Here is a 17,023-nt window from a genome sequence, read left to right as displayed (position 1 = left end):
GTCCACACAGACGCCTGCACGAAGGAGTGACGGCTTCATGTCAGACACCGTGTCCCGGCGGAGTTCCGCAACCGCCCGCTTACGGCGGCTCGGCGCGGCGGCCGCCGCCATCGCCGCGGCCCTCACCGCAGCCCTCCTGACCCCCGCGCCCGCACAGGCCGCCGGATCCGCACAAGCCGCCGGACCCGGGCAGCCGACCCTCGTCCGCACCGACGCGGGCTGGGTGCGCGGCGAAACCACCACCGAGGGGCGGCAGTTCCTCGGTATCCCCTACGCCCAGCCGCCCGTCGGAGACCTCCGCTGGACCGACCCCCGGCCGACGCGGCCCTGGCACGGGGTGCGCGAAGCGCGGGAGTTCGGGAACCGATGTGTGCAGACGGCGAGTTGGGATCCCGGCTATGAGCAGCCGAGCCACACCGAGGACTGCCTCGACCTCAATGTGTACGTGCCGGAAGGCCGTGGTGGCCGGGTCGCCCGCCCGGTCATGGTCTGGCTGCACGGCGGCGGGCTCACCGCGGGCGCCGGCGAGGACATCGTGCCGGACACCTTCGCACGGCGGACCGGCGCCGTCGTCGTAACCGTCAACTACCGCCTGGGCGCGATGGGTTTCCTCGCCACGACCGACCTCGATGCCGAGTCGCGCGACGGGGTCTCCGGCAACTTCGGCATGCTCGACCAACAGGCCGCGCTGCGCTGGGTGCGCGCCAACATCGGTCGTTTCGGCGGCGATAAGGGCCGGGTCACCATCGCGGGCGAGTCCGCGGGCGGCCACTCGGTCTGCAACCAGATGGCCTCACCGACGTCGAAGGGCCTGTTCCACGCCGGGATCGTGCAGAGCGGGGCGTACGGCGACTGCGCGGCCCGTACGCGGGAGACGGCGGTGGCGCAGGGCAGGGCCTTCATGGCGAAGCTGGACTGCGCGGACACGGCCTGCCTGCGCGCCAAGCCCGCCGCCGAGATCCTCGCCGCCCAGGCCGGTCTGAACTGGGGACCCGTGATCGGCGGCGACTTCCTGCCCGAGCAGCCCGCCGCGCTGTACGCGAAGGGGGCGGCGGCCCGCGTGCCCGTCCTCAACGGCGCCAACCAGGACGAGGGGCGGCTGTTTTCCTTCGCCCGGTTCGACGCGGCCGGCACCCCGCTCACGGCCGAGCAGTACCCGGGCGTCATGCGTACCGACTTCGGCGACCGCGTGCTGGACCGCTACCCGCTGTCGGCCTCCCCCTCACCCAGCATCGCGTACGGCACGGCTCAGGGCGACCAGCTCTTCGCCTGCTCCGCGCTGCGGCTGACCGGGCTCCTCGCGGATCGCGGACCGGTGTACGCGTACGAGTTCGCCGACCGCACCTCGCCGCCCTTCGCCTCGCTGCGCAACCTGGGCACGGACTTCGACTTCGGCGCGACCCATGTCAACGAGGTGCAGTACCTCTTCAAGCACTTCGGGCTGGAGACACCGCTGAACGCCGAGCAGCGGGCGCTGTCCCGGCAGATGATCGACTACTGGGGTTCCTTCATCCGCAACGGCGTCCCACGGGCCGCCGGCCAGCCCGCCGCACCGGCCGACGGCGGGAAGGTGCTCACCCTCCGGACCGCCGCACAGGGCGGTAACGGACTGAGCGCGACTGTGCACAGTGAGCACCGATGCGACCTGTGGGACAACCTGTAGAACTCCGCCGACGTCCGACTGAGCGGGTAGGCTGCCCCGGCGTGCGCTCGGTGAGCGCGCGCCGGGGGCCCGGGATCCGCGACATGGGAGGAATCGGCTTTGCACGTCCAGGAGTGGCTCGAAACAGTGCCCCCTCTCAGCATCTATCTGCTGGTGGGCGTGGTCATCGGCCTGGAGAGCCTGGGCATCCCGCTGCCGGGCGAGATCATCCTGGTCTCCTCCGCGCTGCTCGCCTCCCAGCACGGCGACATCGACCCGTTCGTCCTCGGGGCCTGCGCGACGGCCGGCGCGATCATCGGTGACTCCATCGGTTACGCCATCGGCCGCAAGGGCGGGCGTCCGCTCCTCGCCAAGCTCGGGCGCAGGTTCCCCAAACACTTCAGCGAGAGCAATATCGCGGTCGCCGAGCGGTCCTTCGACCGCTGGGGCATGTGGGCCGTCTTCTTCGGCCGCTTCATCGCCCTGCTGCGCATCTTCGCCGGCCCGCTCGCGGGCGTCCTCCAGATGCCCTACTGGCGCTTCCTCACCGCCAACGTCCTCGGCGGCATCCTCTGGGCCGGCGGCACCACCGCCGTCATCTACTACGTCGGTGTGGTCGCCGAGGCCTGGCTCAAACGGTTCTCCTGGCTGGGCCTGGTCCTGGCGGTGCTGATCGGTGTCACGTCGATGCTGGTGATCAAGCGGAAGGCCAAGAAGGCGGCGGAGAAGGTGGAGAGCACCAAAGACGAACTGGTCCCCGCCGCCGAGTAGAGCGCCCCTTCAGACGCCGTACCCCTCCTGCGCCTCCCGGTGCCCCTTCGCCAGTTCCGTGTAGACCGCCCCGTTCAGCGAGATCCCCTCACGCTCCTCATCGGTGAGAGGCCGCTTCACCTTCGCCGGCACCCCCGCGACCAGTGAACCGGGCGGCACCCGCATCCCCTGGGGCACCAGCGCCTGAGCGGCCACCAGGGACCCCGCACCGATCACCGCGCCGTTCAGCACGGTCACGCCCATGCCGATCAGACAGTCGTCCTCCACCGTCGCCCCGTGCACCACCGCGTTGTGCCCGATCGAGACGCGCTCGCCGATGGAGATGGGGAACCCGGGATCGACATGCAGCGTGCAGTTGTCCTGGATGTTGGCGTCGGCGCCGATGACGATCGGCTCGTACTCCGCGCGCAACACCGCCCCGTACCAGACGCTCGACCCGGCGTGCAGCGTCACGTCTCCGATCACCGCCGACGTGGGGGAGACGAACGCGGCCTCCTCCACGTCCGGCCTCTTGCCGCCGAATGCCGTGATCAGCGCCCGCTGCCGAGTCATTGCCGCCTCCTCGTCGTGGATCAGTCCCACGCGAACCGTAAGCCATGGGCGGGACCCTGTGTGGGGTGAAGATCACAGCCGTACGACACCGCGCGCGTGCCGCCCGGTGAGTACGGTGAGCGGGTGCCGAAGAGTGAGAACACGTTCTCGTCCTGGCGGCGTCGCCTCGTACAGCGCGCCGTCCATGCGGGCTGGGCGTGGTTGCAGCGCACGGGGTCGGTGACGGCCGAGCGGCCCGGACGCTTCCGCTTCGGCGCGATGGGAACAGGTACCAGGCTGGCCTTTCCGCTCGGCACGGTCTTCGGCGAGCCGTGGATCCATCTGGGCGCCCACTGCATCATCGGCGAACAGGTCACCCTGACCGCCGGGCTCATGCCCGACCTCGACCTCGGCGCGGAACCGATCCTGCGCATCGGTGACGGTGTCGTCCTCGGGCGCGGCAGCCATGTCATCGCCGATACGACCGTCACGATCGGCAGCGACTGCTACTTCGGGCCGTATGTGTATGTGACGTCCACGAACCACTCGTACGACGATCCCGACGAACCCATCGGCAAGCAGTGGCCGCGGATGGATCCGGTGTCGATCGGGCCCGGGTGCTGGATCGGCACGGGGGCGGTGATTCTGCCGGGGGCGCGGATCGGGCGGAATGTGGTGGTGGCCGCCGGGGCCGTGGTGCGTGGCGTGGTGCCGGATCGCTGTGTGGTGGCCGGGGCGCCGGCGAAGGTCGTACGGCGGTGGGATCCGGTGGAGGGGTGGCAGCCGCCTCTTCGGACGCCTGCGCCGGTGCCGATCCCTGACGGGGTGACGCCGGAGCAGTTGTTGGCGTTGGCCGAGTGGGAGGCGGAGGGGATGGGGGAGACCGCCTGAGAGAGCGGTGGGGATTTGCACCGACAACAGCCCCGCGCCCCTGAGGGCGCGGGGTGTGGTCCGGCCGGGAGACGCGGTCACCGTGCTCGCGGCGTCGCTGTCTCGCGGGCCGGTCTGCCTTACGCCTCGCAGAATCTCTTGGTGTCGCTGGTGTCAGCGGTGCAGGTGTCGGTCTGGTCACCCCCGTCGAGGCTGTCGTTGCCCCGGATGTTGTCCACGCCGTTGAGGGTGTCGTTCCCGGGTCCGCCGATGAGGGTGTCGCTGCCGACGAGGCCGCTGTTCGACGGCACCAGGTCCCCGGTGAGATTGTCGTTGCCCGCCCCGCCGACCAGTCGGTCGCTGCCCCCGAAGCCAAGCATGCTGTCGTTCGACGCGCTCCCGGTGATCGTGTCGTTGAACTCGCTGCCGTAGACGATTTCCACGTCGGTGCGGACGTCGTCGCCCTCGCCGCCGATGCCGTCGTCGGCGGTGTTGTCGATGTCGACGACCACGCCCGCGCCGCTTTCGAAGTAGCTGGCGATATCGTTGGTGCCGCCCCCGCCACTCAGCCTGTCGGGGCCGGCGCCGCCGATGAGGAGATCGAAGGTGGGGCCGCCGTTCAGGGTGTCCCTGTCCGCCCCGCCGTTGAGGATGTTGCTACCCGGGCTGGGGCCGCCGTTGATGGTGTCGTTGCCCGTTTGCCCCCGCAGGTCGCCCCGGACATTGCCGATCTTTGTGATGGTGTCGCCGAGGTCCCCGGCGTTGACCACGACTGTGGCGTCATTGGGGCTGATTCCGCAGGCCACCGAGCCGTTGGTCTGAAGAGCGCAGCCGGTGCCCGCTGTCAGGACGGCGCGGGTGTCCTGGATGATGATGCTGTTCCCCGACACGTTGATGGTGATGTTGTTCGCGACGCCCGCCCCGGCGTTCACGATCACATTACTCCCGCTCAGGAACACGCCTGTGGCCGCGTTCGCCGGCCCCGCGGTCAGGGTCACCGCTGAACCCACCGTCGCGACGACCACCATGACCCTGAGTAACGCTTTTCTGCCCATCGGCCCTCTCTCGGTGCTGTTGACTCTCACGACGGCTCTGTTGCTCCGTCGGCCTTCTGCTCACCGAGTCTGGTTCGGACACAGGATGCGTAGCATCCGGCAAACGCTCTATACGGATCGCCGAGGTGGGTGTGCCCGGTTCAGTTGTCGTCCGGCGCGGGCGGCAGCCGTCCAGCCAAGGCCGCTCGCCGGGACACCCCGAGCTTGGCGAAGACCCGACTCAGGTGGACGTTGACGGTCCTGGGGCTGATGTAGAGGGCCCTGCCGATCTCGCGGTTGGTCAGCCCCCGGGCGGCCAGCTCGGCCACTTGGCGTTCGCGTGGCGTGAGTTCGGTGTCGGTGGGGGTGCCGCCGTCCGCCGGTTCCCGCCGACTGCCGCTGCGGCGCGGCTGCCGGGCGTTCATCCGGCGCTGCTCACGCAGCGCGGTCTCCTTGTGCCGCTGCGCCCCGCACGCCTGGAGGAGCGCGGTCGATTCGGCGAACTGCTCACGGGCCGCGTCCGGCCTGGAGTCGGCCGCCAGTGCGACGGCGGCGACGGCATGGGCACGTGCGGCCATGAGCCGGTCCCCCGCGGCGAGCAGCAGTTCAGCCGAGCGCAGCGCCTCGGCGGCGGCCCGCGCCGGATCCCCGGGCAGCAGCGCATGGGCGCGGGCCAGATGCGCCACCCCGGTCCGGCGCGGCAGACCGGCGGCGTGCGCGAACGCGCGGTCCGCCCACGCGGTGGCCTTGTCGAGGTGACCCAGGGCGGCCTCGGCGGCGGCCAGAGCCTCGTGCCAGGCGGTGCGTTCGAGCGGGTCCACGGCCCGTAGCTCAGGGTCACCGCCCGCGGCGGTCATCATCAGGTCGACGCAGGTCGCCGGGTCGTCGGCGAACAGGTGGGCGATGCCGAGGAGTCCGGTGGCCAGCCGAACGTCCGGGGACCCCCCTCCCTCCGCACAGGCCAGAGCCTCCTTGGCCAGCCGTAACGCGTTCTCGGTGTCCCCGGCCGAGATGGCCAGCCAGCACTGGTTGCGCAGGGCGGGGCCGTGGAGTGCCTCACTGCCGGTGAGGAGCACCGCGTCCAACTCGTCGTCGAGGTGGCCGGCGGCCCGCTCCAGATCTCCCCGCAGGATGTGCACGATCCCCAGGTTGCCGTGGAGGAAGTTCACGAGGTGGCTCTGTCCGGCGGCGCGGGCTATGTCCAGCCCCCTGAGCATGTGGCGGACACCGTCGTCCAGCCGTTCCTGGCACACCTCGGCCCAGCCGAGCCAGACAAGTGTCTCGACGAGCCGGGCGAGTTCGCCGTCCGGCAGTGTGTCGGCGAGTGCGGCGGCCTCGTCCAGCAGGGCCACGGTCTCCTCGTCCACCAGGCCACGCGTATGCCTGGCCACCACAGCTATGGCGAGGGTGCAGGCCAGGGCCGCACGGTCGGCCAGCCGCCGGGCGGTGGTCAGTGCCTCGGCCGGCCAGTCGCGGTCGAGCACCGGGTCGAGCCGTCTGGCCACCCCGGTCGCCAGGCCGATCTTGAGCGCCAGTCCTGCGGGGCTCTCCTCGTCCGGCAGGGCGGCGAGCCCGGCCAGCAGTTGGGCACGTGCCTCGGCATGACGGCCCAGGCGATGTTCGACCATGGCGCAGAAGGCGATGATCCGGGCCTGCTGCTCGGTCAGTTCGGCGGGCAGCAGCCGGCGCAGTTCGTGCAGTGCGCCGCGGCTGTCCCGGAACTGGCCGATGAGCCCGTACGCCTGGGCCTGCAGGCCGAGCAGGTCCAGGCGGGCCGGCAGCCAGTCCGGGCCGTCCGGCACGAGGCGCAGGGCGGCCCGCAGCCAGTGGACCGCGGTGGCCGGGGACTGATGGAGGGTGGCCGCGGCGGCTTCCCGGAGCACCTCGACCCCTCTCGCGTCCCCCCGTTCGGCCGACCGCTCCACGTGGTGCGCCAGTTCGGCAGCGGGCGCGCCGGTTTCGTGCAGCGCGGCGGCGGCCCGTGTGTGGGCGGCGACTCGCCAGCCGGCGCCGGCCGTGTCGTAGGCGACCCGCCGGACCAGCGGGTGGCGGAACTCGAAACGTCCTCCGGTGGCGGCCGGCCGGACGACGTCGTGCCGGACCAGTTCGTCGAGCAGACCCACTACGGCGTCGACGTCCAGGCCGGCGGTACGCGCGACCAGGCCGACGCCGACCTGGTCACCGGCCACCGCGCAGGCCTGGGCGACCAGCAGAGTCCGTGGCGCGAGCGCGTCCAGTTCCGCGACCAGCGCCGCCCGTACCGGCTCCGGGACATGGCCCCGGGCGTCCACCGGCCGCGGGCCGGGGTCCTGCTCGTCCCCGCCGGCGGACGGCGCCGCCAACGCCTGGAGATAGAGGGGGTTTCCGCCGCTGGCCTCGTACAGCCGTCTCCGGCGGGTCGGGTCCGCGTCGGCCGGCAGCAGCTCATCCACGTCGGCCGGGGTCAACGGACCCAGCTCCATCCGTTCGACCATGCCGCTGTGCACGGCGCGTGCCAACGCATGGCGTAATCGGGCCGAGGTCTGCCGACGCCGGTGCGCCACGGCGAGCAGCAGCCGCCCGCGCGGCGGATGCCGCAGCAGGTACTCCACCAGCTCCGTCGAGGCGATGTCGGCCCAGTGCAGATCATCCAGGACCAGCAGCAGTCCGCTCTGCCTGGAGAGCACCTCCAGCAGTGTGCGCACCGCGCGGTGCAGTCGGTACCGCTCGGCTGTCACGGCCTGCACCGGCGCCTCGTCCGGCGGTGCGGGCAGCACCGGGAAGACCGACCGCAGCAGCCGCAGGTCGGACACGTCCAGTTCGGCGAGCCCGGTCGGGCCGTTCCCGCCGGTCAGTCCGGGATGGTCCTCCAGCGCCGCACCAAACACGCCGAACGGGACCTGCTGCTCGAACTCGGCGGCCCGCCCGGACAGCACCAGCCATCCGGAACGCGCCGCAAGGTCCGCCCACTCGGTCAGCAGTCGGGTCTTGCCGATGCCCGGGTCGCCCACGATCTCCACGACACCGGGTGCCTCCGGGCCGGCCGCACTGATCAGGTCGTGCAGTACGGCGAGCTCCGTGCGTCGGCCCACGAGGGGCCCCGGCCCTCCTGCCCGTCCCCTCGGGACCCGCTCGACCTCGTCGGATGCGCACTGCCCCGTCGGTGTCCCCGCCGCCGGACCCGTTCCCCCGGACAAGAGCTTCCTCCCGGCTCACGGCCTTCCGGCCCCCACCCCTGGTCGATGGAGCCGGGAGTCCGTGTAGAACATCTGTCGGATGCTACACAGGTTCCCCACAGTCACCGGACTCGGGCCGGGGAGGGAATCCCGCGGGGTGCAAGGGCGGTGAACCTCGGGGAGTGGAGCTGGGACGGCGGCGGCTGTGACGGGGCCGTGTCGGGTGGCCGGAGGTGCGGTCGGTGGGCGGCGACGAGACCTTCGGTGCGAACCGGTGGCCGGGGCGAGGAGTGCGGGCGTCGATCAGCCTCGCAGTACAGTGCGGTGAACGCGTGAAGCACCACGCCGTAGTGCTCTGTGTTGAACTCTGTCATCCGGAATATGGACGGAATGTGTCGGACCTCGATCTGCTGACCCAGTCCCTGGCGCGGAACGTCAAGCACTGGCGGGCGGTGCGTGGCTTCACCTTGGATGTGCTCGCCGCTCGTGCGGGAGTCAGCCGTGGCATGCTCATCCAGATCGAGCAGGCCCGCACCAACCCCAGCCTGGGTACGGTCGTCAAGATCGGGGACGCGCTCGGGGTCAGTATCACCACGCTGCTGGACTACGAGCAGGGGCCGAAGGTCCGGGTCGTTCCGGCCGAGCAGGTGGTGCGGTTGTGGCACACCGAGGCCGGCAGTTACAGCCGGTTGCTCGCTGGGACGGAGGCGCCCGGTCCGCTGGAGATGTGGAACTGGCGGCTGATGCCCGGCGAGGGCAGCCGCTCGGAGCCGCACCCCGTCGGCACGGTCGAGATCGCCCATGTCACCGAGGGCGAGCTGACGCTGACCGTCCAGGGCACTGAGTACCGCGTCCCGGCCGGCGCGAGCGTCACCTTCGAGGCCAACGCCCCTCACGAGTACGCCAATCGGGGCGACGTCCCGGCGGAGCTGATGCTCACGGTGTCCGTGCCGCCGGTGTCCTGACGCTCCGACTCGCCCGCCCGTACGCCCTGTTACCGTGCGCCCATGCGCGCACCCATCGGAGACTTCGACCACGCCACCCCCGCCCCCGACTGCCTCGACGAACTCGTCGGCCCGGTCGCCGATGCCGTGCGCCACTGGCGGGGCAGCGTGCCCGCCGACCAGATCCTGTACGTCGAGACGGACCCGGAGTGGGCCGACACCTCGGTGTTCGTCCAGCACTACGGGCAAGGGCTGCTCGAACAGTCCGCGAACTGTGTGGTCGTCGCGGGCAGGCGGGGCGGTGAGTCGAGCCTGGCCGCGTGTGTCGTGCTGTCCACCACCCGCGTCGACGTGAACGGCGTCGTGCGCCGCCAACTGGGCGCCCGGAAGGCCTCGTTCGCCCCGATGGACACCGCCACGGGGGAGACCGGGATGGAGTACGGCGGCATCACACCCGTCGGGCTGCCTCAGGCGTGGCCGGTCCTGGTGGACGCCGCGGTGGTCGACCTGCCGTACGTCCTGGTCGGCAGCGGACGGCGGCGGGGCAAGCTGCTGGTGCCGGGCAAGGCGTTCGCGGAGCTGCCGAACGCGGTGGTGCTGGAAGGGCTGGGGGTCGCCTGATCCACTTGGTCGAGGCGGGTCGATCGGCTCCCGCCGAAACGTCGGCGCCGGGCCCCGGGTGTGTGATCCGGAACCCGGCGCCGTACGGCACGGGCCCGACTCAGGCGGCCGCGGTGCCCGCCTGGGCGGTGAGCTGCGAGAGGACCTGGGTGAGGCCAGTGACGACCTCGGCGTCGTCGGCCGGGTGGGTCTCGGCGAAGCGGACCACGGAGCCCGGGATGGAGAGCTTGGCCTCCTCCAGGACCGTACCGCCGGCGATGCCCACGGCCTTGCGGGTCTCGTCCTGCGCCCACACGCCGCCGAACTGGCCGAACGCGGTGCCGACCACGGCGACCGGCTTGCCGGTGAACGCGCCGACGCCGTACGGACGGGACAGCCAGTCGATGGCGTTCTTCAGCACGGCGGGGATGGTGCCGTTGTACTCGGGGGAGAAGAGCAGGAAGCCGTCGGCCTGACCCGCGGCTTCACGCAGCTGCGCCGCGGTGGCCGGGAGGGCGGCCTCGGTGTCGATGTCCTCGTTGTAGAACGGGACGTCGGCCAGGCCCTCGAACAGCTCGATGTCGACGCCCTCGGGGGCGTGCTTCACGGCGGCCTCGGCGAGCTGGCGGTTGTGGGAACCGGCGCGAAGGCTGCCGACGAGCGCGAGGATGCGTACGGACATGAGCTGACTCCTAGCAGGGTGCCAAAGGGTGGTAGCAAGCGAAACGAGGTCTAAACGGACCGAGGTCCGTTGAAATTTGTAGCACCTATTCGGACCGGGGTCCACTTCTGGTGACGAGGCGTTACTCTCCTTTCATGAACGAGCCGCTGCCACCCTTCCCCGAGCCCCGGGACCCGTACCCGCTCGACGGACTCATCGACCTCACGCTCACCCCCGCCGACCAGCCCCGACTGCGGGCGGACGCGGCACGCAACCGCACCCGACTGCTGGAGGTGGCCGCCCGGCTCGCGGCGGAATGCGGAGCGGCCAACCTGACCATGGAGGCCGTGGCGAACGCCGCCCAGGTGGGCAAGGGAACCGTCTTCCGGCGGTTCGGCGATCGGTTCGGGCTCATGGTGGCGCTCCTCGACCACCATGAGCGGGAGCTCCAGGCCGCGTTCCTGACCGGCCCGCCGCCCCTCGGTCCCGACGCCCCGCCCGTGGAGCGACTCCGTGCCTTCGGCGCCGCCGTGATACGGCACGAACATGCTCACCGTGACCTGTACCTGGCCGCGCGTGCCGAGGTCTCCCGCCTCCACACCAACCCGGCGAGCCTGCTCCGGCTCAGCCATCTCTGCATGCTGCTGCGCCGCGCCGACGCCACGGGCGACATCGAACTCATAGCGCAGACCCTGCTGGGCTACCTGGACATCAACCTCGTCGACCACCTGATCGGCCGCCGGGGCATGTCGCTCGAACGGCTGGAGCGGGGATGGGGGGACCTGGTGGGGCGGCTCGTCGGCACGGCGTGAATACGGAGACAGCCAAAGCGACCGCTTGGTAACTTGGACTCGGGTGCCAGTGGGGGCACATCGCGCTCGGCATGAGGGGGAGTGGGCACATGGCCGACGAGAACGGCCGGGATGAGAACGGCCGACCCGAGGCCGCGGGAACAGGGTTCTTCGCCTCCGTGGACGACGTCTCCGCCCGGCTCGCCGAAGCGGGATACCTGGCCTCGACGGCCGTCGCGACGACCGTGTTCCTGGCCGACCGGCTCGGCAAGCCCCTGCTGGTGGAGGGCCCCGCGGGCGTCGGCAAGACCGAGCTGGCCAAGGCCGTCGCCCGGGTCGGCGCGGCCCGGCTCGTCCGGCTCCAGTGCTACGAGGGCATCGACGAGTCCCGCGCGTTGTACGAGTGGAACCACGCCAAGCAGCTGCTGCGCATCACCGCCGGGCGCGACGAGGCCTGGGACGAGACGCGTACCGACATCTTCAGCGACGAGTTCCTGCTCCCCCGGCCCCTGTTGACCGCCATCCGCGGCGACGAGCCCACCGTGCTCCTCATCGACGAGACGGACAAGGCGGACGTGGAGGTCGAGGGCCTGCTCCTTGAGGTGCTGAGCGACTTCCAGGTCACCGTCCCCGAGTTGGGCACGATCACCGCCACCCGGCGTCCGTTCACCGTGCTCACGTCCAACGCCACCCGCGAACTCTCCGAGGCTCTGCGCCGCCGCTGTCTCTTCCTCCATCTCGACTTCCCCGACGCCGAGTTGGAGCAGCGGATCGTGCGGCTGAAGGTCCCGGGCCTGGACGCCACGCTCGCCGACTCCCTGGTCCGGGTGGTCGGCGCGCTGCGTGAGATGGAGCTGCGCAAGGCGCCCTCGGTCGCCGAGACCATCGACTGGGCCCGCACCCTGTTGGCCCTCGGCGCCGACACCCTGGACGAGACCGTCGTACGGGACAGCCTCGGCGTGATCCTCAAGCACCAGGACGACATCGCGAAGGCCGCGCGGAAGCTGACGTTGGTATGAGCGCCCCGGCCGCCGCCGCGAGTTCTCCCCTGGCCGAGCGGCTCACCGGGTTCGTACGGGCGTTGCGTGGCCACGGGATACGGATCGGTCCCGGGGAGACCGTGGACGCGGCGGCCGTCCTGGAGGTGCTGGGCCTCACCGACCGGGAGCGGATCCGCGAGGGGCTGGCGGCGGCGCTGCTGCGCGCCGACCGTCAGCGAGCCGTGTTCGACGCGGCCTTCGAGCTGTACTTCCCGCTCGGCGTGGGCGAGTTGACGGGCACGTCGGGCGCGCCGGCCGCGGACCGGGACGAGTTGCGCGACCGGCTCGCCGAGGCGCTGGCCGCCGGCGACACGGCCGCCCTCAACCGACTCGCCGGTGAGGCAGTGGATCTGCTCGGCCGGTACAGGACGTCGCCCGGCTCGGACGGCTGGTCCGCCCACCAGACGCTGGACCGGCTCCGCCCGCAGACGCTGCTGGCCCGGATCCTGGCGGACCAGCGGGCAGGCGGGAGGGGCGGAGGAGGCGGGGCGGGGTCCGGCTTCGGCTCGGGTTCGGGCGTCGGCTCGGGCGTCGGGTCGGGTGTGGGTTCGGGTGTGGGCTCCTTCGGATCCGGCTTCGGATCGGGCTTCGGTGGTGGAATCGGTTCGGGCGGCTTCACCGAACGGCTGGACGCCGACGAAATCCGGCGCCGTATCGAGGACTTCCGGAACCGGGTCCGGACCGAGGCGCGGCGGCGGGTCGCCGAACGCCGTGGCGCGGAGTTCATCGCCGAACGGGGTATCGCGCCGAGCGCCGACCAGGTCGACTTCCTCATCGCGAACCGCGAGCAACTCGTCGAACTCCGCCGTACCGTCCAGCCGTTGGCTCGCAAACTCGCGACCCGGCTGGCCGCCCGGCGGCGCAGGGCCGCGCGGGGCCAGATCGACATCCGGCGTACATTGCGCCGCTCGCTGTCCACCGGAGGGGTGCCGCTGCGCCCGGCGTACCGGCGGCACCGGCCGGCCCGTCCGGAGATCGTGCTCCTCTGCGATGTGTCCGGGTCGGTCGCCGGTTTCGCCAACTTCACGATGCTCCTGGTGCAGGCGATGCGGGACCAGTTCAGCAAGGTGCGGGTCTACGCCTTCGTCAACCGCGTCGACGAGGTCACCCATCTCGTCACCACCGGCGAGGCCGACCCCGCCGAGCTCGGCCGCCGGATCGCCGCCGAGGCCACGATCAGCGGCTGGCACGGCAGCAGCGACTACGGGGCCGCGCTCGGTGAGTTCGCCGAGCGCCACCTCGACGCGGTGGGCCCGCGTACGTCGGTGATCGTCCTCGGTGACGCCCGTACCAACGGGTTCGATCCCAACGTGGCCGCCCTGCGACGTGTCGCGGCCCGCGCCCGCCGCGTCGACTGGCTGAACCCTGAGTCCCCCTCGCAGTGGGGCACGGGCGACTCCGCCGCCCCCGCATACGCCGAGGTCGTCGCCATGCACACCTGCCGCAACGCCCGGCGTCTCGGTGAACTGGTGACGCGATTGCTGCCGGTGTGAGTGGCTGAGCGCGTTCGGCCTGGCAGGCCTGACCGCGCCGATTCGGGTGACCCGGGGAGGGAGGACTAAACCTGGAGACACCGCCCGACCCGAGGAGGTGCGTCCCATGCCCCGCACCGTCGTCGTGGGCCTCGACGGCTCCCCCGAGAGCATGGCCGCCACCGAGTGGGCGGCCACGGAGGCGCGGCTGCGCGCACTGCCCTTGCGGCTGGTCAACGTCTGGGAACTGTTCCCCGAGCCGATGGGCGCGCCGATCCTGGACACCGAGACACGGCAGAAATGGACCGAGCCCGGTCCGACGGGGACCGGCCCCGGCCGGATCCTGCGCGAGAGGTCCGACGGCATCCGGCTGCGGCACCCCGGCGTGGAGGTCACCACCGAGCAGCTGACGGGCCGGGCGACCGAGGAACTGGTCAACGCGGCCGAGGACGCCGACGCCGAACTCGTCGTGCTCGGCTCCCGAGGCGTGAGCGGGATCGCCGGGTTCCTCCTTGGCTCCGTCGGACTGCATGTCGTCGCGCACACCGAGCGGCCGGTCGTCCTCGTCCGGGCCGGTGAGTGGGCCGCGGACGAACACGCGCCGGACCCCTCCGGCGCCCCGTCGGCCGCGGCACCGTTCCGGCCCGTCGTCCTCGGCCTGGACACGACGCACCCCAACGACCCACTGATCAGGTTCGCCTTCGAGGCCGCCGCCCTGCGGGAGACGGCCCTGCGGGTCGTCCACGACTGGAGTCCACCACGCCACTTCGCGCACGGCCTGCGTGAAGAACCCGAACCGGACGCCGGCCTGGGCCGCGAAGACGCCACGGCACTGGCCGAAGTGCTGAGCCCCTGGAGGCGCGAGTTCCCCGCCGTCGAGGTCGTCGCGGAGTCCCGCCTGGGCAAGGCGGCCGACCACCTGGTCGACGCCTCCCACGCATCCTCCCTGGTCGTCGTCGGCCGGCGTATCCGCCACTCTCCACTCGGCACCCACATCGGCCCCGTCACCCACGCCGTACTCCACCACGCGACCGCGCCGGTCGCGGTCGTCGCACACGACTGAGCCCTCCCTCGGCCGGGTTACCCCGCGGACGCCGCGATCAGGATGTCGTGCAGGTCTCGCAGGGCGGTTTCCCTTTCGTCCTGGGAAAGTTCGGCGAGTACGATCCGCTGCACGAGGCGGTGGACGCGCAGGGAGTTACTCGATGGATCGGCCTCGGCCAGGCACAGCCGGGTCAGCTCCGTGACGAGAGCGTCGAGTCCGGGTGCCTCGTCGAGCGAGGTGTCGTAGGGGCGGAGCGCGGCGAGGGTGGCGTCACCCCGTATCGCGGTCAGCGGCACCGACAGGGGAGCGGAGCAGCAGCACAGCTGCAGCAGGCGGTGCGCGGCCGGGGATCTCTTTCGCAAGGCGCCTTCCGCGAGCCGTGCGGGCCCCTCTGGTGAACCCGCTGGGGAGCCGCCGGGGCCCGCGCCGTTGCCGCCGTGCCCCAGCTGCGCCAAGTACTCCTCGACCGGGTCCGCCGCTCCCGTCTCGGCGAGCCAGGCTCCGGCCTGCTCCAGCGCGAGCGGGGGTACGTCCCCGAGCGCCGTCGCCAGGCTGTCCGCCAGAACCGGCCCCAGCGACGGCACCCAGCCCAGCAGTAGTTCCACACTTTCCCTTGGGAGCAAGTGTTCGAGTATCAGTTGGTGGCCCGGCTTCTCCCACTGTGTGTCACGCACGGTGAGCAGTATGCGGCCCGGGCCCGAGGGCAGGAACTCCGTGAGTGCGTCCGGGGTCGTGGCGTCGTCGTACACCAGCAGCCAACGGCCATACGACTTACCCGCCTCCAGCGCGGAGAGCGCGCGCCGGGCCGCCGCGTCGATGCCACCCGCCGTGGGGAGTTCGAGATGGCGGGCGAGGCGGGCCAGCGCCGTGGCGGCGAGGCTTCGTGTGGTGGCCGGGACCCACCACACGAGGTCGTAGTCCGCGCGGAACCGGTGGACGTACTCGACTGCCAGTTGCCGGCGGCCCATGCCCAGCCCAGCCGCACGCACCGTTACCTGCCGGTGGGCCGCCAACGCGTCGTGCAACTCGTCGAGTTGGCGGTCCCGGCCGACGAAGCGGGGATTACGGGGCGGGGCCTGCCAGACGGCCGGGCGGCTGTTCGGGAAGCCGGGCCCCGGGCCGGTCCGATGTTCCCGGCTGCGGCTTCCCACCGCCTCCAGGATCGCCGCCCGCGCCGACTCGGCGTCCAGGGCGGTCAGGTCCAGGGGAGTGTGGCGCGAGTACGGCTCCGGGAGGACAACCCGGTCGTCGATCCGCAGCAGCACCGGCGCCTGCCCGGTGTCGCCGGTCGGCCAGTCGGCCCGTGCCCGGGACGACTTCAGATACGCCGCCGACACCAGCATGACCGTACGAACCGCGGCTCCGCCCTGCCGGTCCGTGCCGAAGGACGACGGAACGACCTGGAAACCGGCGCGCGTCAGCACCCAGCGCACCCAGTCTGCCCACATCCGGTCGCGCGGCACAGAGGACAGGATCAGTGGTGTTACCTCCGGTGTCAGGGGCCGCACGAACGACCCGAGGTGGTACTGCCGCAGAGTCTCGTCGAGCGCGGGCAACCGTGTGACCCGGCCTCCGGTGATCGCCGAGGTCAGCCGCTCGTACGAGGCCAGCAGGCTGTCCGGATCACCCGGCGCGTCCTTGAAGGTGGCCAGTACCTCCTCGTGTTCGTAGCCCGTGCGGTGCGGGATGCGGTTCTCCGCCCAGTAGCGGCGCAGCGAGTCCGGGGACAGTCCGTGCGGCACGTCAGCGAACCGCGATCTGGCGAGTTCCCGCCCGGCGGTGAAGGCGTCCGCCTGCTGTTCGTTGACCCGCATCGGCAGCGGGAGGATGCGCACGCCGTGGGCCGGGGCGCTGCGGGCGACATGGAGGGCGGTGAGCGCCGCGCCGTCGATGCTCTGGTCGTTCAGGGTGAAGCAGCTGACCAGGATGTCGGGCAGTTCGCGTATACAAATGTCGACCGCGCTGCCCATGCCCGAGCGGCTGTCGATCAGCACGTAGTCGTACTCGCTCCGCCAGCGTTCCCTGAGGGCGCCCAGGAACCGCGCGTCGAGCTCCTCCCATCGGAACGAGGCGAGGGTGGCGTGGTAGTCACGGTCCTGCCGCCCGGCGGAGAGGCAGTTGAGCCGCCCCGACCCCGGGAACGTCCACTCCACGGACATGGCGTGCTCGACGCCGGCATGCCGCAGATAGAACTCCTCGTCCGGGTGTCCCCGGCGGCGCAGTGCGTCGGTGAAGTCCGTGAAGTGGTCGATCAGGCCCGTGGATCCCAGGGCGTCCCGGGGGAGGAAGGGTCTGTAGTACCGCGGCAGCCCACCCGGCGTCTCCAGGTCCCAGTCCGAAGCGAGCACACGGTGTCCGTTGGCGGCGAGGATCCAGGCGACGTTGGCCAGGGCCATGGTGCGGCCCACGCCGCCCTTGTAGGAGTAGAAGGTGATGATGCGCCCCTCGCGGTGACTGGTCATCGGCG

14 protein-coding genes are annotated in these 17,023 nt (G+C 71.5%); 9 read left to right on the top strand and 5 right to left on the bottom strand.

Going from position 1 to position 17,023, the window contains the following annotated elements:
* The first annotated feature begins 37 nt into the window (after positions 1 to 37).
* Both CES90_RS13820 and CES90_RS13815 read left to right on the top strand, forming a co-directional pair.
* Positions 38 to 1,663, top strand: a complete 1,626-nt coding sequence (locus tag CES90_RS13820) for a carboxylesterase/lipase family protein (protein WP_189785061.1) — start codon at positions 38 to 40, stop codon at positions 1,661 to 1,663.
* Between the two features lie 99 nt (positions 1,664 to 1,762).
* A complete protein-coding gene (locus tag CES90_RS13815) occupies positions 1,763 to 2,413 on the top strand; it encodes a DedA family protein (RefSeq protein WP_189785060.1) in 651 nt (216 codons plus the stop codon).
* Between the two features lie 9 nt (positions 2,414 to 2,422).
* Here CES90_RS13815 and CES90_RS13810 read toward each other — a convergent pair whose 3' ends face one another.
* Positions 2,423 to 2,965: a gamma carbonic anhydrase family protein gene (locus CES90_RS13810; RefSeq protein WP_189785059.1), complete on the bottom strand. Its 543-nt coding sequence runs from the start codon at positions 2,963 to 2,965 to the stop codon at positions 2,423 to 2,425.
* A gap of 123 nt (positions 2,966 to 3,088) precedes the next feature.
* Between CES90_RS13810 and CES90_RS13805 the strand changes: the two genes are divergently transcribed.
* Positions 3,089 to 3,835 (top strand): acyltransferase, encoded by a 747-nt coding sequence (locus CES90_RS13805; RefSeq protein WP_189785058.1) that lies wholly within the window; start codon positions 3,089 to 3,091, stop codon positions 3,833 to 3,835.
* A gap of 119 nt (positions 3,836 to 3,954) precedes the next feature.
* Here the strand turns inward: CES90_RS13805 and CES90_RS13800 are convergent, their stop codons facing one another.
* Both CES90_RS13800 and CES90_RS13795 read right to left on the bottom strand, forming a co-directional pair.
* Positions 3,955 to 4,842: a calcium-binding protein gene (locus CES90_RS13800; RefSeq protein WP_229914058.1), complete on the bottom strand. Its 888-nt coding sequence runs from the start codon at positions 4,840 to 4,842 to the stop codon at positions 3,955 to 3,957.
* 167 nt (positions 4,843 to 5,009) lie between these two features.
* Entirely contained in the window at positions 5,010 to 7,919 is a 2,910-nt protein-coding gene (locus CES90_RS13795) for a helix-turn-helix transcriptional regulator (RefSeq protein ID WP_189785056.1), read from the bottom strand.
* A gap of 476 nt (positions 7,920 to 8,395) precedes the next feature.
* Between CES90_RS13795 and CES90_RS13790 the strand changes: the two genes are divergently transcribed.
* Both CES90_RS13790 and CES90_RS13785 read left to right on the top strand, forming a co-directional pair.
* On the top strand, positions 8,396 to 8,968 hold the full coding sequence (locus CES90_RS13790; protein ID WP_189785055.1) for a helix-turn-helix domain-containing protein: 573 nt from the start codon (positions 8,396 to 8,398) through the stop codon (positions 8,966 to 8,968).
* 42 nt (positions 8,969 to 9,010) lie between these two features.
* A complete protein-coding gene (locus CES90_RS13785; protein WP_189785054.1) occupies positions 9,011 to 9,568 on the top strand; it encodes a YbaK/EbsC family protein in 558 nt (185 codons plus the stop codon).
* Between the two features lie 100 nt (positions 9,569 to 9,668).
* Here CES90_RS13785 and CES90_RS13780 read toward each other — a convergent pair whose 3' ends face one another.
* The gene (locus CES90_RS13780) at positions 9,669 to 10,229 is read right to left on the bottom strand and encodes an NAD(P)H-dependent oxidoreductase (protein WP_189785053.1); all 561 of its coding nucleotides are present in this window, start codon (positions 10,227 to 10,229) and stop codon (positions 9,669 to 9,671) included.
* A gap of 134 nt (positions 10,230 to 10,363) precedes the next feature.
* Here CES90_RS13780 and CES90_RS13775 point away from each other — a divergent pair, with 134 nt between their 5' ends.
* From CES90_RS13775 to CES90_RS13760, 4 genes are all read left to right on the top strand, one after another.
* Entirely contained in the window at positions 10,364 to 11,020 is a 657-nt protein-coding gene (locus CES90_RS13775) for a TetR/AcrR family transcriptional regulator (RefSeq protein ID WP_189785052.1), read from the top strand.
* Between the two features lie 89 nt (positions 11,021 to 11,109).
* A complete protein-coding gene (locus CES90_RS13770) occupies positions 11,110 to 12,018 on the top strand; it encodes an AAA family ATPase (RefSeq protein ID WP_229914057.1) in 909 nt (302 codons plus the stop codon).
* A complete protein-coding gene (locus CES90_RS13765) occupies positions 12,015 to 13,532 on the top strand; it encodes a VWA domain-containing protein (protein ID WP_189785051.1) in 1,518 nt (505 codons plus the stop codon). Before CES90_RS13770 ends, CES90_RS13765 begins: the two co-directional genes overlap by 4 nt.
* Before the next feature lie 106 nt (positions 13,533 to 13,638).
* Complete coding sequence (locus CES90_RS13760) at positions 13,639 to 14,574, top strand: universal stress protein (protein ID WP_189785050.1); 936 nt, start codon at positions 13,639 to 13,641, stop codon at positions 14,572 to 14,574.
* Between the two features lie 17 nt (positions 14,575 to 14,591).
* On the opposite strand, the gene fxsT is transcribed toward CES90_RS13760, so the two are convergent.
* On the bottom strand, positions 14,592 to 17,018 hold the full coding sequence (gene fxsT, locus CES90_RS13755; protein WP_189785049.1) for an FxSxx-COOH system tetratricopeptide repeat protein: 2,427 nt from the start codon (positions 17,016 to 17,018) through the stop codon (positions 14,592 to 14,594).
* Positions 17,019 to 17,023: the final 5 nt, after the last annotated feature.

This window comes from Streptomyces capitiformicae, from assembly GCF_002214185.1.
Classification (GTDB): Bacteria; Actinomycetota; Actinomycetes; order Streptomycetales; family Streptomycetaceae; genus Streptomyces; species Streptomyces capitiformicae.
Note: the sequence above shows the minus strand (reverse complement) of the source record. Positions and strands in the feature narration are given on the sequence as shown.